The sequence below is a fragment of the Streptomyces sp. W1SF4 genome (assembly GCF_003950035.1).
Taxonomy (GTDB): Bacteria; Actinomycetota; Actinomycetes; order Streptomycetales; family Streptomycetaceae; genus Streptomyces; species Streptomyces racemochromogenes.
Genome location: NZ_CP034350.1, coordinates 2216422 through 2234105, shown reverse-complemented (window position 1 = coordinate 2234105; position 17684 = coordinate 2216422). Strand labels below are relative to the sequence as shown.

21 protein-coding genes are annotated in these 17684 nt (G+C 71.3%); 12 read left to right on the top strand and 9 right to left on the bottom strand.

The features are described 5' to 3' along the window. Positions 1–51: 51 nt before the first annotated feature. Both D1J60_RS10480 and D1J60_RS10475 read left to right on the top strand, forming a co-directional pair. A complete protein-coding gene (locus D1J60_RS10480; RefSeq protein ID WP_125605169.1) occupies positions 52–705 on the top strand; it encodes a spherulation-specific family 4 protein in 654 nt (217 codons plus the stop codon). Beyond that, complete coding sequence (locus D1J60_RS10475) at positions 702–1529, top strand: endo alpha-1,4 polygalactosaminidase (protein WP_125820911.1); 828 nt, start codon at positions 702–704, stop codon at positions 1527–1529. The genes D1J60_RS10480 and D1J60_RS10475 overlap by 4 nt, the downstream gene beginning before the upstream one ends. A gap of 611 nt (positions 1530–2140) precedes the next feature. On the opposite strand, the gene D1J60_RS10470 is transcribed toward D1J60_RS10475, so the two are convergent. Then, a complete protein-coding gene (locus D1J60_RS10470) occupies positions 2141–2554 on the bottom strand; it encodes a hypothetical protein (protein ID WP_125820910.1) in 414 nt (137 codons plus the stop codon). Positions 2555–2729: 175 nt separating this feature from the next. Here D1J60_RS10470 and D1J60_RS10465 point away from each other — a divergent pair, with 175 nt between their 5' ends. The 6 genes from D1J60_RS10465 (at position 2730) to D1J60_RS10440 (ending at position 5855) form a co-directional block, all read left to right on the top strand. Further along, positions 2730–2957 (top strand): hypothetical protein, encoded by a 228-nt coding sequence (locus D1J60_RS10465; protein WP_125820909.1) that lies wholly within the window; start codon positions 2730–2732, stop codon positions 2955–2957. Beyond that, on the top strand, positions 2935–3462 hold the full coding sequence (locus D1J60_RS10460) for a DUF6879 family protein (RefSeq protein WP_125820908.1): 528 nt from the start codon (positions 2935–2937) through the stop codon (positions 3460–3462). The genes D1J60_RS10465 and D1J60_RS10460 overlap by 23 nt, the downstream gene beginning before the upstream one ends. A gap of 3 nt (positions 3463–3465) precedes the next feature. Then, entirely contained in the window at positions 3466–4314 is an 849-nt protein-coding gene (locus D1J60_RS10455; RefSeq protein ID WP_125820907.1) for a helix-turn-helix transcriptional regulator, read from the top strand. Between the two features lie 426 nt (positions 4315–4740). Beyond that, complete coding sequence (locus tag D1J60_RS10450; RefSeq protein WP_125820906.1) at positions 4741–5049, top strand: hypothetical protein; 309 nt, start codon at positions 4741–4743, stop codon at positions 5047–5049. Positions 5050–5109: 60 nt separating this feature from the next. Continuing rightward, positions 5110–5541: a hypothetical protein gene (locus tag D1J60_RS10445; protein WP_125820905.1), complete on the top strand. Its 432-nt coding sequence runs from the start codon at positions 5110–5112 to the stop codon at positions 5539–5541. Positions 5542–5597: 56 nt separating this feature from the next. Further along, positions 5598–5855: a hypothetical protein gene (locus tag D1J60_RS10440; protein WP_125820904.1), complete on the top strand. Its 258-nt coding sequence runs from the start codon at positions 5598–5600 to the stop codon at positions 5853–5855. 497 nt (positions 5856–6352) lie between these two features. Here the strand turns inward: D1J60_RS10440 and D1J60_RS10435 are convergent, their stop codons facing one another. From D1J60_RS10435 to D1J60_RS10415, 5 genes are all read right to left on the bottom strand, one after another. Next, complete coding sequence (locus D1J60_RS10435) at positions 6353–7528, bottom strand: histidine kinase (protein WP_125823955.1); 1176 nt, start codon at positions 7526–7528, stop codon at positions 6353–6355. A 64-nt stretch (positions 7529–7592) separates the two neighbouring features. Beyond that, positions 7593–8342, bottom strand: a complete 750-nt coding sequence (locus D1J60_RS37685; protein ID WP_206436509.1) for a hypothetical protein — start codon at positions 8340–8342, stop codon at positions 7593–7595. After that, positions 8339–10222 (bottom strand): phosphatidylglycerol lysyltransferase domain-containing protein, encoded by a 1884-nt coding sequence (locus D1J60_RS10425; RefSeq protein ID WP_125820903.1) that lies wholly within the window; start codon positions 10220–10222, stop codon positions 8339–8341. The genes D1J60_RS37685 and D1J60_RS10425 overlap by 4 nt, the downstream gene beginning before the upstream one ends. A gap of 82 nt (positions 10223–10304) precedes the next feature. Beyond that, the gene (gene cobT / locus D1J60_RS10420; protein WP_125820902.1) at positions 10305–11399 is read right to left on the bottom strand and encodes a nicotinate-nucleotide--dimethylbenzimidazole phosphoribosyltransferase; all 1095 of its coding nucleotides are present in this window, start codon (positions 11397–11399) and stop codon (positions 10305–10307) included. A gap of 55 nt (positions 11400–11454) precedes the next feature. Then, positions 11455–12669 (bottom strand): bifunctional adenosylcobinamide kinase/adenosylcobinamide-phosphate guanylyltransferase, encoded by a 1215-nt coding sequence (locus D1J60_RS10415; RefSeq protein WP_125820901.1) that lies wholly within the window; start codon positions 12667–12669, stop codon positions 11455–11457. Positions 12670–12772: 103 nt separating this feature from the next. Between D1J60_RS10415 and D1J60_RS10410 the strand changes: the two genes are divergently transcribed. Then, complete coding sequence (locus D1J60_RS10410; protein WP_125594516.1) at positions 12773–12982, top strand: hypothetical protein; 210 nt, start codon at positions 12773–12775, stop codon at positions 12980–12982. A 151-nt stretch (positions 12983–13133) separates the two neighbouring features. Here D1J60_RS10410 and D1J60_RS10405 read toward each other — a convergent pair whose 3' ends face one another. Next, positions 13134–13841, bottom strand: a complete 708-nt coding sequence (locus D1J60_RS10405; protein ID WP_241253203.1) for a methyltransferase domain-containing protein — start codon at positions 13839–13841, stop codon at positions 13134–13136. Positions 13842–13954: 113 nt separating this feature from the next. Further along, positions 13955–14554: a DUF3043 domain-containing protein gene (locus D1J60_RS10400; RefSeq protein ID WP_164720874.1), complete on the bottom strand. Its 600-nt coding sequence runs from the start codon at positions 14552–14554 to the stop codon at positions 13955–13957. Between the two features lie 287 nt (positions 14555–14841). Here D1J60_RS10400 and D1J60_RS10395 point away from each other — a divergent pair, with 287 nt between their 5' ends. Further along, positions 14842–15636 carry a PspA/IM30 family protein gene (locus D1J60_RS10395; RefSeq protein ID WP_125594514.1) on the top strand — a complete coding sequence of 265 codons (795 nt, stop codon included), beginning with the start codon at positions 14842–14844 and terminating at the stop codon, positions 15634–15636. Between the two features lie 14 nt (positions 15637–15650). Continuing rightward, positions 15651–15929, top strand: coding sequence for a hypothetical protein (locus D1J60_RS10390; protein WP_125594513.1), 279 nt, complete (start codon positions 15651–15653; stop codon positions 15927–15929). Between the two features lie 90 nt (positions 15930–16019). On the opposite strand, the gene D1J60_RS10385 is transcribed toward D1J60_RS10390, so the two are convergent. Continuing rightward, on the bottom strand, positions 16020–16787 hold the full coding sequence (locus tag D1J60_RS10385) for a hypothetical protein (protein WP_125820900.1): 768 nt from the start codon (positions 16785–16787) through the stop codon (positions 16020–16022). 70 nt (positions 16788–16857) lie between these two features. Here D1J60_RS10385 and cobS point away from each other — a divergent pair, with 70 nt between their 5' ends. After that, positions 16858–17676: an adenosylcobinamide-GDP ribazoletransferase gene (cobS, locus tag D1J60_RS10380; RefSeq protein WP_125820899.1), complete on the top strand. Its 819-nt coding sequence runs from the start codon at positions 16858–16860 to the stop codon at positions 17674–17676. The last annotated feature ends 8 nt before the right edge of the window (positions 17677–17684 follow it).

Here is a 17684-nt window from a genome sequence, read left to right as displayed (position 1 = left end):
TCGCCGATGCACCGCCGACGCACCGCCGACGAAGGAAGACGAAGGAACCCCATGCTGCTGGTGCCGCTCTACGAGCACCCCGCCGACCGGCCCGAGGAATGGGAACGGCTCATCCGCTCCGCCGGACAACTGCACTCGGTGGTGCTCAACCCCGACAGCGGACCCGGCCGCGCCCCCGACGAACGGTTCGCCGCCGTCGCCGCCCGGCTCCGCGACGCCGGCGTACCCGTCCTCGGCTACACCGACACCGACTACGGGCGGCGCCCGCACGCAGCCGTCGTCCAGGACCTGCTGCGCCACCGCGACTGGTACGGGGCCGACGGTGCCTTCCTCGACCAAGCCGCCGCCGACCCGGAGCTCCTCCCGCACTACGGCCGGCTCGCCGTCGCGGCCAGGGCGGCGGGCGCCCGTACGCTCGTACTGAACCACGGAGTCCACCCCCACCCCGGGTACCTCCGGCTCGCCGACCTGCTCGTCACCTTCGAAGGCCCCTGGGACGCCTACCGCGACCAGGCCGCCACCCCGCCCCCGTGGACCGCCGACCACCCCGCCCGACGGTTCTGCCACCTCGTGTACGCCGTCCCGCCGGACGCCCCCGCCGCCGAACTCGCCGCCGAGCGCCACGCGGGGGTGCACTGCGCGGTCCCCGGCACGGGGGCCCACCCGTGGGGCACCCTCCCGTACGCCCTGGAGGCATCCGGATGAAGCGTTTCCCCCCGCTCCTGGTGGCGGGCCTGCTGCTGCTCACGGCGGCGGCCTGCACCGCGGAACCCGGCGATGACGAAGAGGGCGTCGGCCCCGCCCCCACCTGGCCCGCGCAGAAACCGGGGGAACGCTGGCAACCCCGCCCGGGCACGCCCTGGCAGTGGCAGCTCACCGGCAAGCTGGACACGTCGGTCGACGTGCCGGTGTACGACGTCGACGGCTTCAACACGACGAAGGAGCAGGTCGCCACCCTCAAGGGCCGGGGCCGTCACACCATCTGCTACGTCTCCACCGGCGCCTGGGAGGACTTCCGCCCCGACGCGGGCGACTTCCCGGCCCCGCTCCTCGGCAAGGGCAACGGCTGGGAGGGCGAACGCTGGCTCGACATCCGCCGGGTCGGTGACCTGGAACCGCTGATGGCGAAACGCTTCGACATGTGCCGCGACAAGGGCTTCGACGCGGTCGAACCCGACAACATGGACGCCTACCGCAACGACTCGGGCTTCCCGCTGACCGCCGAACACCAGCTGACGTACAACCGCCTCATCGCGAAACTGGCCCACGACCGGGGCATGGCCGTCGGCCTCAAGAACGACCTCGACCAGATCCCCCAGCTGGTCGGCGACTACGACTTCGCGGTCAACGAACAGTGCGCGGAATACGACGAGTGCGACACCCTGACCCCCTTCATCAAGGCGGGCAAGGCGGTCTTCCACGCGGAGTACGAACTCCCGACGTCCCGCTTCTGCAAGCAGTCCAAGCGCCTGCAACTCAGCTCCCTGCAAAAGAAGCTGGACCTGGACGCGTGGCGGAGGGCGTGCTGACGGGGGTTGGCGGTTCGGGCCCGCTATCTCCCCATCGACCCCCTGGGGCCGGGCGGTAGTTGCCCACCCGCGCCCTCATCTGCGGGCCGGTGGCTGGGGGGCGGGGTGCCCTCGGACGGTCTCAGAGCAGGTTGGGGGCTTCCCGGCAGTCCCATCGTCCTTCCGGTTCGGGCCGGCCTGTCAAGGGCGCTCCTTCGTCGCGTCACTTCGTGATCGCCTTCGGCGACCCTTGACAGACCGACCCGAACCGGAAAGCCGAAAGACTGCCGGGAAACCCCCAAAGAAACGGGACGGACGATCCTGGAGGAGCGGCTCCCTCAGCGCTGAGACGAGGGGCCAGGCGCCGGCCCGCCCGACATCCGGCCCCCAAATCCGCGATTCCGGGCCGGGTGCGCGGCTACCCGCACGAGAGGTTGATCAGACCGACCTGGGAAGCCCCCAGGCGCGACAGATCGCTACGCGCTCCTCATTTCTCAGCGTCTGACGACCGCCTGCGGCTGCTACCCGCACGAAAGGTTGACCAGAGCAGCCGGGGAAGCGGATGGGCGCGTCAGATCGCTACGCGCTCCTCGAATCTCGCGTCCGACCGTCGGTTTGGGCTTGGCGAGGGCCTACATCTTCTGGCAGCTCACCTTTGCGCCGTGGTACGGGAAGGTGACCGTTTTGCCCTTCCAGCCAACATTCCAAGGCGACAGCTTCTTGCTGCTGCCCTCACCGAACTCCATCTCCATGAGGTCTTTCACCTCGCCGGGTACGTTACTCACGTGGTAGGGACCGTCGTCACCCTTGATCTCCAGCTTGCCGCCGGAGATCTGCCACGTCCCGGAGGTGCCCCTGCCTCCGCCCTGGCTCACCTGGTACGTGCCGTCTCCAACGGTGACCGTTCCGGAGATCCCTCGGGCGCCGGCGGCGATCGTGCAGTCCCAAGTCCCCTTTGCGGCCTCCTCCAGGGACTTCTCACCCGCACAGGCCGCAACGGCGAGCGCCGCTGGAACAGCCGTCACCGCGACGGATGCCCACTTCATCCAACGCTTCATCGCTTAGTTCCCCCAAGGTTGCCGACTTCCCTTAGCGAGCGGGACCCTACCTGAAGTTGATCAAGGGCATCACCGTGCAAGTTCATGCAAGTCGGGTGCATCCGATGCCGTCTGCATCGCAAGCTTTCACACAGCGATCGTCAGCCCTGAGCGAGGAGGACCCATGGCTCTGCACAAGCTCGGCAAGGACCCTGAGAGCAAAGACGGCGGCTCGCCCACGATCTACCTCGACGACGTCACGGACACGTACCTGGTGCAGGGATTCAAGGTGACGGACGCGGAGCGTAGGCGGTTGATGGACATCCCGGACCACGAAGATGTCATCGAGCTGCCACGGCGCATGGTGCAGTACTTCTTGGAGGTTAAGGGTGTCGACGGTCCCGTCGTTTGAGGAGCTTCTCGCATCGACCGAGCACAGTGCGATCCATCTGGAGATGCGGGACGGCTACATGGAGTCCGACCCAAGCTTCGTCGCCTGGCAGCAGGGCTTCCGTGACCTGCCCGAAGACAACGATCCTGAGATCCGCCCTTGGCTCAAGTGGGTTCGCAAGGCCACGGACAGAGGCGTTGTGATTCGAAGGGCCCGCGTGTTCTCCGTTCCGGAGTCGGACTACCTCCGCTTCGAGCATCACGTCTCGGACGCCAACGTCAAGGCAGGGGAGCAGATCAGATGGCTCTCCCGCCGTCACGCGACTGACATCGCCTTCCCAGGCAACGACTTCTGGGTGTTCGACAACAGGACCGTGCTCATCCTGCACTTCGACGGGAACGGCGAGTCCGCCCCGGGCGAGTGGCTGGAGATGACGGAGGACCCGACGGTCCTCAAGCTGTGCACCAGCGCGTTCGAAGCGGTCTGGGACCGCGCAACGCCGCACTCGGAGTACCAGCCCACCTAGCCTGTGAACACGTCACCTTCATCGGCAGTCCAAGACGCCCGCGCTGCTCTCGGTAGACGGCTGCGAGACATTCGCAAGCCGACCGGCCTGACAGCGCGGGCGTTGGCCGCGCGTGCCGGCTGGAGTGAGTCCAAGGCCTCTCGCCTCGAGAACGGCAAGACGTCGCCCTCTGATCGAGACCTCCTTGCCTACGTCACCATCTGCGGAGTTCCCGAGTCGTACGAAGACCTGCGTTCCACTGCCCACGGCATCGACGAGATGTACGTGGAGTGGAGACGTTTGCAACGCGCAGGCCTCAAGCATGGGCAAGAGGCCCATGTCCCGTTGTACGGACGTACCAGCCGCTTCCGCATCTACGAGCCCGGAGTGATCCCAGGCCTGGTTCAGACGGCTGGCTATGCGACCGCCATCATGAGCCGCATTGTCACGTTCAGACAGATCCCTGATGACGTCGAGGCGGCGGTCAGGGTGCGCGTGCGCCGCCAGTGCTACCTCCACGACACACACCGGCGCTTTGGAATCGTGCTGGAGGAATCCGCGCTCCGCTCCCGCTTCGGCGGCCCTGGGGTAATGGCCGCGCAGCTGGGACACCTGCTTCAAGTAGCCGCGCTGCCGAACGTCAGCCTCGGCGTGATCCCTACCACCGTCGAAAGGGTCATGTGGCCTGTCGAAGGGTTCTGGATCTACGACGACACCCAAGTGATCATCGAACTGGCAACCGCGCAGATCACCGTGAAGCAGCCCAGCGAGATCGAGACGTACGCCCGCATGTTCGCAGAGCTGGCCAAACTGGCTTGCCACGGGCAGGCGGCCCGCGCGCTGATCGCGGAAGCCATCACCGCGCTCGGGTGACTCCGCGCAAGCCCATGCAAGTTCGTTGAGGCCGTGCTGGCTTCGTCCCTACCGTTGTCAGCACAGCCGGCGACTTGAAGGCGGATGACATGGCGAGGGCGAAGACGAAGGCTCCGGACTGTGAGTGGGAGTACGTGACGTACCCCCCCGCCGGGGAGCAAGTGTTCGGCCTGTCGCTGTCGGCTGGGGCTGTTGGAGCCCGTCCGTCGCGGAGCCACCGAACGTACCTCTGGCAGTCCTGTCGCCATGTACCGGCACGTCGAGTCGTGCCGGGTACCTGCGTGAGGCGGCTCGCGGAGTACATGACGCCCGAGGAACGTCGAGCACGTGCCTGGCGCTCCTTCCAATCCCGACGACCGGAGAAGGCGGAGCCGCGCGTTCTGTGCGGACGAGTACGGGTACGAGCGTGTGCTGGCGGACCGTGTGATGGACCAGGCCATCGCGTTCGTGTACGTCCTCGGCAGCGAGAAGGCCTACGACCTCGCTCCGAGTCAGCAGGTGGACCCGGGCTGGCACACCTTCATGCTCCACAGCCAGGAGTACACCGATTGGTGCCAGGCTCGGTTTGGCTTCTTCGTGCACCACGCCCCGAACTCCAAGGTCCGCACCAGGCCCCTAATGGTGTTCACGGCGGACCGGATCAAGGCGGCCGGTTTCGCGGTGGACACGAGCCTGTGGGGCACGGCCGCCGATTGCAACCAGTCCGCGTGCTGCGGCGACGGCCCCTGCTGCTGAACGACAGCGGTCCGGGCGTGGCTACGGCGCCCGGACCGCACCATCCCAAGGGTTCCACTGATGAGCAGCAATGGCGAGGGCCTGACAGGACGAAGCCGGGTCACCGTGTTCACGATGTTCGGGATCGTCTTCGGTTACGCCACCCACCACCTTGATCAGCGGCGTATCGGTGATGTGGCCGTGACCGGCCCCCTGACCCCCGGGGTCCAGTGGGGCCGGCTCTGGCAGATGGCCCGCACGTGCAGTCGCGCGACGGCTACGGATCACGAGCTGGCCCAATGGATCCTCACACAGGCCACTCGCTCGTTCGTCTGCGGAAGCGGCCACATCACTCACTTTCACGAACAGGACTGGAAGCTGGAACCCGGCGGCAAGCGCGTCCGCTTCGACGCGACCTACGCCAACCGCGACCACCTGTGGACGGGAAACCTCACCGTTGAAGGCCTCACCCCCGACCAGACGGCAGAACGACCGACCATCTACCGTGCCTAGGCACCTCTTGCCCGCCACCTCGGCTGCACTGACGGATGCGCCTTCAGGAGGACGCGATGAGTGAGCAGTACGAATACGTCCCTCACCGGCTCCTCCGTCGCCGTGTCCGCGACATCGCCTCCGGCGCCGAAGGCGAGCTGATGGCTGTCATCAACGAGAACGTCTCGGATTCCGCCGCCCATGAGCGCTGGATGGAGCTGGCCTACATCCGCGATACCTCCGGCCGCGAGTTCACCACTGCCGCCACCAACGTCGAACCCGCCCCGGACCAGCCCAAGACGGCCGCCGGCCGCCGAGACCAGAGGAGCGCGTAGCGATCTGTCGCGCCTGTCGGGTCCCTGGGCTGCTCTGTTCGGCCTCTGGTGCGGGTATCGGCCACAGGCGGTCGTCGGACGCTATGCCGGGAGGAGCGCGTAGCGATCTGTCGCGTCTGGAGGGGGCTCTGATCAACCTCTCGTGCGGGTAGCCGCGCACCCGGTCCGGAATTGCCGCTCCTGAGGGCCCGGATGCCCGGCGGGCCGGCCACCGGCTCCTCGTCTCAGCGCTGAGACGCCCGTCCCTGCTCCTCTGAACCGTCCCGTTTCTTTGTGGGTTTCCCGGCAGTCTTTCGGCTTTCCGGTTCGGGTCGGTCGGTCAAGGGTGGCCGAAGGCCATCGCGTAGCGACGCGACGAAGGAGCGCCCTTGAGGGACCGGCCCGAACCGGAAGGACGATGGGACTGACGGGAAACCCCCAACCATCGATGAGACCGCCCCGCAGGGTGCCGCCCCCCACCCCCTCGAGGGGAGATAGAGGGCCCGAGGCACGGGCCCCTACCCCGGCAGGATCGCGTGGACCCTGAAGCCGCCCCCGTACCGGGGGCCCGCGAAGCAGGAGCCGCCCAGGGCGCCCGTGCGTTCGCGCATGCCGAGGAGGCCGTGGCCGCCGCCCGGGTCGAGGGGGGTCGGGGAGGAGTCCGCCGAGTCGCCGCCGTCGTCCAGTACGGTCACCTCCACCGAGGGCCCGACCCGGACCACGCTGACCTCGGCCCGCGCTCCCGGGCCCGCGTGCTTGCGGACGTTGGTCAGCGCCTCCTGGATGACCCGGTACGCCGCCAGGTCCACGGCCGCCGGCAGCGGCTCGGTGCCGGGGCCGAGCTGGACGGTCGCCGCCACCGGGAGGCCCGCGTGCCGGAAGGTGTCGAGGAGTTCGTCCAGCAGGGCCAGTCCCGGCGCGGGTTCCGTCGGGGCTTCCGGGTCGCCGGACTGGCGCAGCAGACCCACGGTGGCGCGCAGCTCGTTCAGCGCGCTGCGGCTGGCGTCCCGTACGTGGGCGAGGGCTTCCTTCGCCTGGTCGGGCCGCTTGTCCATGACGTGCGCGGCCACCCCGGCCTGGACGTTGACGAGGGCGATGTGGTGGGCCACCACGTCGTGCAGGTCCCGGGCGATCCGCAGCCGTTCCTCGGCGACGCGCCGCCGGGCCTCCTCCTCGCGGGTCCGTTCGGCCCGCTCGGCCCGTTCCCGTATGGCGTCGACGAAGGCCCGCCGGCTGCGCACGGCGTCGCCTGCGGCGGCTGCCATTCCGGTCCAGGCGAAGATGCCGATGTTCTCCTGCGCGTACCAGGGCATCGGGCCGGCCAGCATCGCCACTCCGGTGAGCCCGGCCATCGTGAGCAGCCCGGTCCGCCAGGTGGTGGGCCGGTCGGTGAGCGCTGCGACCGTGTACAGGGCGATCACCGCGCTCATGGCGACGGGTGCCCTCGGCTCGCCGGTGGTCAGTTCCAGCAGGGACAGCCCGCAGGTGACGGCGAGCACCGTACGGGGTCTGCGGCGCCGCAGGACGAGGGCGGCCGCGCCGAGCAGCATCAGCAGCAGGGAGAAGGACTCGGGCGTGCGCGTGCCGAAGGTGGGGCCGTGCGGCCCGTGGGGGTCCGCGAAGGACCCGACGACCATGGCGGCCAGTGCCCCGAACGCGAGCACGGCGTCGGTGGCGAGCGGGTGCGCCCGCATCCACTGCCGGGTGGCGGCGAAGGGCCCGAGGTCTGTCGTCACCCGGACACGGTACGGGCTGCGGCTAGAGCCGCGCGGATCCCGGCGGCGGGGGCGGCGGCGGGGGCGATGAGGGGGGAGCGGGCGGCCGGGGGCCGAGGGGGGTGCGGGAGCGGGCGGGTCCCCATCGGGCGCGGACCACGCACACGGCCATGACGGCGGCGATGGCGGCGAGGTGTTCCTTGCCGGCGAGGTTGTTCTTGACCAGTACCTCGCCGATCATCACGATGATCACCAGGGCCCCGGTGAGGTAGGCCCGGTAGCGCCAGCACACGTAGATGGCGAGGCCGACCACGGCTGCCGAGGGTCCGGTGTCGTTGACGATCCGGTCGGTCACCGGCAGCCCGAAGGGGTGGTCGGGGCCGAGGGAGAGCCCGACGCGGGCGTACGTGGTCCCGGCGATGGTGGCGACGTAGCCGATGAGCAGGGTGCGCCACCAGCCGATGCAGATCTCGGCGATGCCGAAGACCAGCAGGATCTGGGCGAGCGCCCCCCACACGGGCAGGTCGAGGGCGGGGACGAAGAGGGAGAGGGGGGTCCGCAGCAGGGCCAGCCACAGCGGGTCGGCGGCTTTCACGGACCCCAGGTCCTGTACGGGCTGGAAGCCCCAGGGGGTGTTCTGGACGATCTGGAAGACGGAGGTCAGGGCGACCGCCCCGAGGGTCATCGGGACGGCCCGCCACGTGTCGCGGACGAGTGCGTCCCGCACGGTCAGCAGCAGTGGGCCCCACTCACGGCGGGCGAACTGCCGGACCTCCGTCTTCCACGACGTCAACGAATCGTCTCCAGGTGTTTGCGGTGCAGCCACTTGGGCAGACCGGGTGCCTCCAGGAAGCCCTCGGCCCGCCCCGCCGCGATGCCGATCCGCAGCAGGTCCGAACTCTTCTCGAAGAGCATGAACCGCGGCTCCCAGATCGGGCGGTATTTGGCGTTGGCCCGGTAGAGGGACTCGATCTGCCACCAACGGGAGAAGAAGCTCAGCAGCGAGCGCCACATGCGCAGCACCGGACCCGCGCCGAGCTTGGACCCCCGCTCGAAGACGGAACGGAACATCGCGAAGTTGAGCGAGACCTGTGTGACGCCGATCTCCTTCGAGCGCTCCAGGAGTTCGATGACCATGAACTCCATCAGGCCGTTCTCGGAGTCCCGGTCACGGCGCATCAGGTCGAGGGACAGCCCCTTGGGGCCCCACGGCACGAAGGAGAGCACGGCGCGCAGGTCGCCGTTGCCGTCGGTGCACTCCAGCATCACGCACTGGCCGTCGCCGGGGTCGCCCAGACGGCCCAGTGCCATGGAGAACCCGCGCTCGGTCGCGCCGTCGCGCCAGTCGTCGGCGCGTTCCAGCAGTACGGCCATCTCGTCGGCGGGGATGTCGGCGTGGCGGCGGATGCGGACGGTGTAGCCGGCCCGCTTGACGCGGTTGTACGCCTGGCGGACGGTGCGCATTGCGCGGCCCTCCAGCGTGAACTCGTCGGTCTCCACGATGGCCTCGTCGCCGAGTTCCAGGGCGTCCAGGCCGTGCCGGGCGTAGATCTGCCCGGCTTCCTCGCTGGCGCCCATCACGGCCGGCACCCAGCCGTGTTCGCGGGCCTCGGCCAGCCACGGCTCGATCGCGCCGGGCCAGGCCTCGGGGTCACCGATGGGGTCGCCGGAGGCCAGTGAGACGCCGCCGACGACGCGGTAGGTGACGGCGGCCTTGCCGGTCGGGGACCAGATGACGGACTTCTCGCGGCGCAGCGCGAAGTAGCCGAGCGAGTCGCGGTCGCCCTGCTTGGCGAGGAGCGCCCGCAGCCGCTCCTCGTCGGCGGGGGTGATGGGGTCGACGGCGCGCCGCGAGCGGAACGCGGCGAACAGCACGGCGAGCAGCAGCAGCATCGACATCACGTTGATGGCGACGTCGACCCAGGCGGGTGTGGTGATGGCGCGGTAGGCCTTGTCGTCGGGCGCCAGTGTGATCAGCCGCATCACGCCGTACCGCCAGCGGGCCAGGAAGGTGGCGTCGGCGCGGTCGGCGTCGGTGTTGGTGGCGCCGACGAGCAGGGCGGCGATCAGCGAGGTGAGCAGCAGGCCGACGGCGGCCACGGCGGTGGCGAGCTTCGGGTTGGAGCGGTCGCCCTTGGCGTAGAACTCGTGGCGGCCCAGCAGGAGGGCGCCGACGAAGGCGGCGGTCAGGGCGAGCGAGACCCAGTTCTGGGCGTGCTGGCGGAACTCGGGGTAGCACATGCTCAGTTCGCCGCTCGTGCAGGGCGCGAACGCGGCGACCGCGAAGGCGAGCAGCAGCATGCCGCTGACCACCAGGTTCAGGATCCAGGCGGCCCGCTTGCGGCGGCCCATCGTGACCGCGAGCAGCAGCGAGAACAGCCCGGAGGCGAACCCGGCCGTCAGCAGGTACGGGGTGTAGAAGTCGGCGGTGTTGTGGCGGCGCAGGTCCTGCCCGAGCGAGAGCCACACCGCGCTGAGGAAGTTGACGAAGGTGACGATCCGCAGGTACCAGACCGCGAAGGCGGCACCGCGCCGCGACCGGGGAGTGCCCCTGCGGCTCTCCGGCTTCGCGGCCGCTTCCCCTCCCTGCTCCTTCTTGTTGTTGGAACCCTTGCCGGAGGCCTGATCGAGGCTCCGGTCGGTTTCTACGCTGGTCAAGCGGACCTCTCCCATGAAAAGCGATGATATGGGGCGTCACCGGTCCGCAGCGCAGTGCGAGCACTGCGGACTGGTCAGGCCCGTAGTGCCCGGTGTCTCAGTCCGTCGGCTGCTGCGCAGCAGCCCGCTCCCGGCTACCGCCGGGAGGTGCCCCCACCGGGAGTTCCGCCGCTAGTGCGGCGGCCGCCTGGACCAGGGGGAGCGCCAGGAGGGCGCCGGTGCCTTCCCCTACTGTGACGCCGTGGTCGAGCACCGGGTTGAGTGCCATCCGGTCCAGTGCCTTCGCCTGGCCCGGCTCCCCGCTGGACTGCCCGGCCAGCCACCAGTCGGGGGCGCGGAAGGCGGCCCGCTGGGCCACCAGCCCGCAGGCCGCCGAGACGACCCCGTCGAGGATGACGGGCGTACGGCGTACCGCGGACTGGAGCAGGAAGCCGGTGATCGCGGCGACGTCCGCGCCGCCGACGGCAGCCAGCAGCGCCAGCTGGTCGCCGAGCACCGGGCGGGCGCGGCGCAGCGCGTCGCGGATGGCGGCGCACTTGCGCATCCAGGCCAGGTCGTCGATGGGCAGGCCGCCGCGGCCGGTGACCACGGAGGCGTCCGTCCCGCAGAGCGCGGCCACGAGCGTGGCCGCCACGGTGGTGCCGCCGACGCTGAGGTCGCCGAGGACGACGAGGTCCGTACCGGAGTCGGCCTCCTCGTCGGCGATCCGGATCCCGAGCCGCAGCGCGTCCTCGGCCTCCTCGGCCGTCAGCGCGTCCTCGACGTCGATCCGGCCGCTGCCGCGCCGTACGCGGTGCCGCACCACGTCCTCGGGCAGCAGCCCGGGGTCGCAGTCCAGGCCGGCGTCGACGACGCGGACGCCCGCGCCGAACCGGGCGGCCAGCACGGAGACCGGGCTGGCCCCGTCGAGGACGGCGCGCACCAGCTCGTGGGCGCTGCCCGCGGGCCGGGCGGAGACGCCCTGGGAGGCGATGCCGTGGTCGGCGGCGAACAGGACGACGCGCGGCCGCTCGATCGGCTTGACCGGGACCTGTCCCTGCGCGGCGGCCAGCCATTCGGCGAGCTCGTCGAGCCGGCCCAGGGCGCCGGGCGGCACGGCCAGCCGCTCACGACGCTCCTCGGCGTCACGCCGGACGCCCCCGTCGGGGCGTTCGATCAGATCGGAGAAGTCGTCGAGATTCAGCGTGGTCATCTGCCAGAGATTACAGCCGCCCGGGCCCTGTTCCGGGGGGTGTACCGGCTCCGCTTCACCTCGGTTGTTCCTTGAGGACGAGGGCCTGCCCCGCGACCACCAGGAGTACGTGCTCGCACTCGCCCGCGACCGCGTTGTTGAGGCGGCCGAGCTCGTCGCGGAACCGCCGCCCGGACGCGGTCGCGGGCACCACTCCGGCCCCGACCTCGTTGCTCACCAGGACCACGGGGCGGCGGCTCGCGCGGACCGCCGAGACCAGCTCGTCGACCCGTGCGCGCAGCAGTTTGCGGCCCTCGGCGGCCCACACGGCGTCGTCCCAGGCGCCGGCCCGGTCCATGGCGTCGGTGAGCCACAGGGCGAGGCAGTCGATCAGCAGCGGGGGGCCGTCCCGCTCCAGCAGGGGGGCCAGGTCGCAGGTCTCCACGGTCCGCCAGGTGGCGGGGCGCCGCTCCCGGTGGAGGCCGACCCGGTGGGCCCATTCCGCGTCGCCGTCGCGGGTGCCGCCGGTGGCGACGTAGACCACCTCGGGGAACGCGGCCAGGCGCCGCTCGGCCTCGAAGGACTTCCCGGAGCGGGCGCCGCCCAGCACCAGGGTGCGGCGCGGCACGTCCGGTACCGCGCGGTACTCGCCGGCGGCCACGGTGGTGCCGTCGGGCACGGCCCGCGCCCCGGCGGCGGCGCAGCGGCGGTCGAGTTCCGGGCCGGGCGGAGTGTCGTGGTCCAGGTGGACGGCGATCACGTCGGTGGCGGGGCCGACGGCGCCGCCGGCGCGCAGCCGGGCCAGTGCCTCGGGCCGGCCGAGGACGTCGGCGAGGACCAGGTCGTACGGGCGCTGCGCGTCCCCGTCACCGGTCCCGGAGGGGGCGCCGCCCGGGGGGAGGTACAGCAGCCGGGCGCCGTCGGGGCCGGTGACCTCGTAGCCGGTGCCAGGGGCGTCCATCGGCACCGCCCGCACCCGGTGCCCGCTGATCACCGACAGCTCCCGCCCGTCGGGCACCCGCCCGGCCGCGGGCAGCCCGGGCGGCAGCTCGACGGGGGGCCCGTCGTGCGGGTGCGTGAGCAGTACCTGCCGTACGCCGGCCAGCGAATGCCCCGCGCGGGCCCCGGCCAGCACGGCTCCGGGGGTGAGGTCGAGCAGCAGCGCCCCGTCGACGAGGACGGAGGTCGCGCCGCGGGACAGGCCGCCCACGGAGACCGCGCAGGCGGCGCAGGGACAGCCGGGGCGGGGCAGGCCTTCGGGGGTACCGGTGCCGAGCAGAGTGAGTTCCACACAGAGATCCTCCCGCGTCGCCGGTAGTGCTGCGCGCCCGGCTACTCTCTGGGCACACTCAAGGCGAGAAGCGTGAGATCGCGGACGAACAACGGAGGCGGACATGGCGTGGACGTGGCGGTTCGAGGCGGCCGACGGCAGCGAGGTGGCTCCGGCGGTGGAGCCGGAGGAGTTCACCACGCAGGGGGACGCGGAGTCCTGGATCGGTGAGGTCTGGAAGGAGCTGCTGGACGGCGGGGCGGAGAAGGTGACCCTGTTCGAGGACGGCACGCAGATCTACCCGATGAGCCTGCGGGCGGCCACGGAAGCCTGACCCCTGACCCCTGTGCGCTCAAACGCCGTGCGGGCTGGATGGATCCAGCACCGCCGGCGTTTGAGGCGCGGAGGCCGGGGGCGGAGCCCCCGGGGAACGGGCGAGGGGCGGGGCGGGGAGCAAGCCCGCGCAGCGGCTCCCCGGCGGCGTGCTACCCGCGCACTCCGCACAGGTGCAGCAACGCCGCCACCCCCCGGTAGGGGTCGGTGCGGCCGGCCCGCTCCTCCGCGGCCAGGAGCCGTTCCAGTTCCTCGTCCGGCGGCAGCTCCGCGGCCGCCTCGGTGCCGTCGGTGAAGACGCGGACCCCGTACCAGGTGTGCAGCGGCGCGCCGATGCCCGACAGCGTCGCCGTCAGGTCGGCCAGCCGGTCGGCGCGTACGTCCAGGCCGAGCCGGTTCGTGTAGTCGACGGTGTCGAAGGCGGCCAGCGCCCCCGCCCAGTCGCCCGCCAGTCCGGGCCGCAGCGCGAGCGCGTCGCCGTTGCGCACCAGCAGGGACAGCAGCCCGCCGGGGGCGAGCATGCGGGCCAGCCCGGCGAGCATCGCGTCGGGTTCCGACACGTACATCAGCACGCCGTGGCACAGGACCACGTCGAAGCTGCCCGGTTCGAAGTGCGCGCCGGTCTCCCGGCCGTCGCCCTCCACCAGCTCGACCCGGTCGCGGATCCCGGCCGGTTCGGCGGCGAGTGCCGCGTGGGCGACCGCCAGCATGGCGGCGTCCTGTTCCAGGCCGGTGACGCGGTGTCCCGCCCGGGCCAGGCGCAGCGCCTGGGTGCCCTGGCCCATGCCGACGTCGAGGACCCGCAGCCGCTGTCCCACCGGGAAGCGGTGCGTGATCTGTTCCTCGACCTGCCGGCCCACGAGTTCCTGGCGGACGGCGTTGCGCAGTCCGCCCAGTCCCTCCAGCCACAGCCGGGCTCCTCCTGAGAAGCCCTCCCCCGACGATGCCCCTGGTGCTCCGGGCGTCGCTGCGGTCAGGGCCGCTCTCCGCGCTTGACCTGCGGCTTGGGCAGGCGCAGGCGACGCATCTGGAGGGTGCGCATGAGGCCGTAGGCGACGGCGCCGCGGCGCGGCTCGTTCGCGAAGCGCTCGTTCAGGGCCTTGCGCAGGCGGAACCACAGGCCGATGGAGTCGAGGATGATCAGGACGATCACGCCGAGCCACAGCATCAGGGCGATGTTCTGGATCGAGGGCACCCGGATCATGCTCAGCACGAGGATGATCACGGCCAGCGGCAGGAACATCTCGGCGACCGAGAAGCGGGAGTCCACGAAGTCGCGGACGAACCGGCGGACCGGCCCCTTGTCGCGGGCGGGCAGATAGCGCTCGTCGCCGTTGGCGAGGGCCTCGCGCTGCCTGGCCATCTCTTCGCGGCGACGCTCGCGGGCTCGCTTGGCGTCCTCCTTGCGGTTGCCGGTCGAGGCCACCACGGCCTTGCGCTGCGACTGGGCCACAGCACGCTTCGGCGTCGGGCGGCCCTTCGGGGCCTGCGGGTCACGGGGCTGCGAGGGGCCGGCGCTCACCTTGTCGGTGGCGGAGGCCTTCTCTTCCTTGGAGGAGCGGCTACCAAACACAAAACCCAAGCCTACGTGGTCGGGGCCACGGGCCCCACCCCGGCGGGGAACGATCCGGCAACGGCGGGCGTCTACCGAGTGCGGGCCTCTTCGCGGTACGCGGGATTCCGGGCGTCCGGGGTCTCGGGGACCACCTACTCCTTACGCCTGATACGGCACCGGGGTACTCGTCCTGGAGGAGGAGCGCATCCGTACTCGAACAGTGCGGTAATAGAGACAGGGCCCGTACTGTGGGTCCTGTCGGTGACCTGGAGCACAGTCCGTCTAGAAGGGGGCGCGCGAAGCCCATGAGCGGTGTCATGAAGCGTATGGGGATGATCTTCCGCGCGAAGGCGAACAAGGCCCTGGACCGGGCCGAGGACCCGCGCGAGACCCTCGACTACTCCTACCAGAAGCAGCTGGAGCTGCTCCAGAAGGTGCGCCGGGGCGTCGCCGACGTGGCGACCTCCCGCAAGCGCCTGGAGCTCCAGCTGAACCAGCTGCAGAGCCAGTCCGCCAAGCTGGAGGACCAGGGCCGCAAGGCGCTCGCCCTGGGCCGCGAGGACCTGGCCCGCGAGGCCCTGTCCCGCCGCTCCTCCCTCCAGCAGCAGGTCAGCGACCTGGAGGTGCAGCACCAGACCCTCCAGGGCGAGGAGGAGAAGCTGACGCTGGCCGCGCAGCGCCTCCAGGCCAAGGTGGACGCCTTCCGTACGAAGAAGGAGACCATCAAGGCCACCTACACGGCCGCCCAGGCGCAGACCCGCATCGCGGAGTCCTTCTCCGGCATCTCGGAGGAGATGAGCGACGTCGGCCTCGCCATCCAGCGGGCCGAGGACAAGACGGCCCAGCTCCAGGCGCGGGCCGGCGCGATCGACGAGCTGCTCGCCTCCGGGGCCCTGGACGACCAGAGCGGTCTGGGATCCAAGGACGACATCCAGGCCGAGCTGGACCGCCTCTCCGGCGGCACCGACGTCGAGCTGGAGCTCCAGCGGATGAAGGCCGAGCTGGCCGGCGGCCCGTCCGCGCAGCAGCAGGCCATCGAGGGCGGCGCCCCCGGTACGGCGCAGCCGCAGCAGACCCAGCACCGGTTCGACAAGCAGTAGGACAGGGGCCCGTCATGATTGTCCGCATCATGGGGGAGGGCCAGGTCCGCCTGGCCGACGAGCACTTCGCCGAGCTGGCCGCGCTGGACGACGAGCTCCTGGAGGAGATGGAGTCCGGCGACGAGGCGGGCTTCCGGCGCACGCTGGGCGCCCTGCTCGACGCGGTGCGGCGCCTGGGCAGTCCGCTGCCGGACGACGCGCTGGATCCGTCCGAGCTGATCCTGCCCGCGCCCGACGCGACGCTCGAAGAGGTGCGGGAGATGCTCAGCGACGACGGCCTCATCCCGGGCTGAGGCGGCCGGGGTACCCGGGTACGCACACCGACACCGCGCAGGGTCCGCCCCCGTACCGCACGGGGGCGGGCCCCGCGTGCCGTCCGGGTCCTACTCGCGCCGGTCGGCGGCGGGGTGCTTCTCCGGGTCGGAGAGCCCGCTGATGAAGTTCTCGAACTTGCGCCGGGGCCGGGCCCACCGCCGGTCGTGGTGGAAGGCCCGCAGCCCGGCCTTCGCCCGTGCGCGCGGGCGGTTGGCGTAGAAGCGCTTGGCGTACGGGGACCCGGGCCGGGCCAGGCGCACCGCCCCGATCAGCGCGACGAAGGGGATCACCAGGCCGAATATCGCGGTGCGCGGCTTCCCCTTCCACAGGGCGATCAGGGCCAGGAAGAAGTTGGTGGCGGTGTTCATGACGACGAGCCCGCGGCTGTGCCGCTCCTGCGCCGACAGCTCGTTGACCCCGAAGGGCAGGAAGCCGCCCAGCACCAGCGCCACCACGGCGGCCGTCAGCACCACGATCTCCACGCTCTTGCGGCCCTGTTCGCTCCAGTAGACGTCGTCGAGGTGCAGGATCAGCGCGAACTCGTCCAGCACCAGGCCCGCCCCCAGGCCGAAGAGGACCGCCGACAGCCCGGCGCCGAAACTGTGTCCGCCGCTGCCGATCGCGCCGAACCCGCCGATGATGACGAGGACCACGCCCGGCACGACGTGGTGGACGTGCAGCCCGCCCGGGGTGATGTTCTTGAAGGGCCCCCGGCCGGCCCGGATCAGCCTCGTGATCACCCGTGTGACCAGGAACGACAGTACGAAGGACAGCAGGGCGAGGAGCAGGGGGAGCTTGCCCGGCTCGATGATGTTGCGTTCCCACCAGTGACCCACGACACCCGCTCCCCATATGACACGTATTGAGCAATTTACCGCTCACCGTAAGCGGGTAGCGTTCGCGCCGATGACAGACTCGACCGATGATCCGCTGCCGCCGCCCGGCCAACGCGCCCCCCTGGCCGACGGGATCCGCTTCGCCTTCGGCACCCTGACCGTCCTGCCCGCGCGCATCACCCGCTGGGACCGGGCCGCCGCCCGCACCGGCATGGCCTGCGCCCCGCTCGCCGGCCTCGCCGTCGGCCTGCTCGCCGCCGTACCCGGCACGCTCCTGCTGCTCCTCGGCGGCGGCCCGCTGCTCGCCGCGGCCGTCACCGTCGCCGTACCGGCGGCGCTGACCCGCGGACTGCACCTGGACGGCCTGGCCGACACGGCCGACGGGCTGGGCAGCGCCAAGCCCGCCGAGGACGCCCTGCGGATCATGAAGCAGTCCGATATCGGCCCCTTCGGGGTCATCTCCCTCCTCGTCGTCTTCCTGGTCCAGGTGGCCGCCCTCGCCAACGCGTACGCCGACAGCTGGATCCGGGGCGCACTGGCCGCCGTGCTCGCCGCCGTCACCGCCCGCCTCGCGATGACCCTGGCCTCCCGCGAGGGCGTCCCCGCCGCCCGCCCCGAGGGGCTCGGCGCGGCGGTGGCCGGCGTGGTCCCGCACCGGGCCGCCGCCTGCGCGGCCGCCTCCGTCGTCGCCCTCGCCGCCCTGGCCGCCCTCCCGGCGGGCCCGTCCGCCGCCGCACAGCACGCGGCCGCCGTCCTCGCCGCCCTGCTCACGGCCGAACTCCTGCTCCGCCGCTGCGTCAGCCGCTTCGGCGGGGTCACCGGGGACGTCTTCGGCGCCGTCTGCGAGGTCGCCGCCACCACCGTCCTGCTGGTCCTCGCCCTCGGCTGAATACCCTG

Bases quoted from the DNA above. Each gene is read 5' to 3' on its own strand.
- D1J60_RS10475 (WP_125820911.1), top strand. From the start codon at position 702: ATGAAGCGTTTCCCCCCGCTCCTGGTGGCGGGCCTGCTGCTGCTCACG.
- D1J60_RS10465 (WP_125820909.1), top strand. From the start codon at position 2,730: ATGGCTCTGCACAAGCTCGGCAAGGACCCTGAGAGCAAAGACGGCGGC.
- cobT (WP_125820902.1), bottom strand. From the start codon at position 11,399: ATGACCACGCTGAATCTCGACGACTTCTCCGATCTGATCGAACGCCCC.
- D1J60_RS10480 (WP_125605169.1), top strand. From the start codon at position 52: ATGCTGCTGGTGCCGCTCTACGAGCACCCCGCCGACCGGCCCGAGGAA.
- D1J60_RS10390 (WP_125594513.1), top strand. From the start codon at position 15,651: ATGATTGTCCGCATCATGGGGGAGGGCCAGGTCCGCCTGGCCGACGAG.
- D1J60_RS10470 (WP_125820910.1), bottom strand. From the start codon at position 2,554: ATGAAGTGGGCATCCGTCGCGGTGACGGCTGTTCCAGCGGCGCTCGCC.
- D1J60_RS10425 (WP_125820903.1), bottom strand. From the start codon at position 10,222: ATGGGAGAGGTCCGCTTGACCAGCGTAGAAACCGACCGGAGCCTCGAT.
- D1J60_RS10410 (WP_125594516.1), top strand. From the start codon at position 12,773: ATGGCGTGGACGTGGCGGTTCGAGGCGGCCGACGGCAGCGAGGTGGCT.
- D1J60_RS10435 (WP_125823955.1), bottom strand. From the start codon at position 7,528: ATGCGGGCGCACCCGCTCGCCACCGACGCCGTGCTCGCGTTCGGGGCA.
- D1J60_RS10445 (WP_125820905.1), top strand. From the start codon at position 5,110: ATGAGCAGCAATGGCGAGGGCCTGACAGGACGAAGCCGGGTCACCGTG.
- D1J60_RS10440 (WP_125820904.1), top strand. From the start codon at position 5,598: ATGAGTGAGCAGTACGAATACGTCCCTCACCGGCTCCTCCGTCGCCGT.
- cobS (WP_125820899.1), top strand. From the start codon at position 16,858: ATGACAGACTCGACCGATGATCCGCTGCCGCCGCCCGGCCAACGCGCC.
- D1J60_RS10395 (WP_125594514.1), top strand. From the start codon at position 14,842: ATGAGCGGTGTCATGAAGCGTATGGGGATGATCTTCCGCGCGAAGGCG.
- D1J60_RS10450 (WP_125820906.1), top strand. From the start codon at position 4,741: ATGGACCAGGCCATCGCGTTCGTGTACGTCCTCGGCAGCGAGAAGGCC.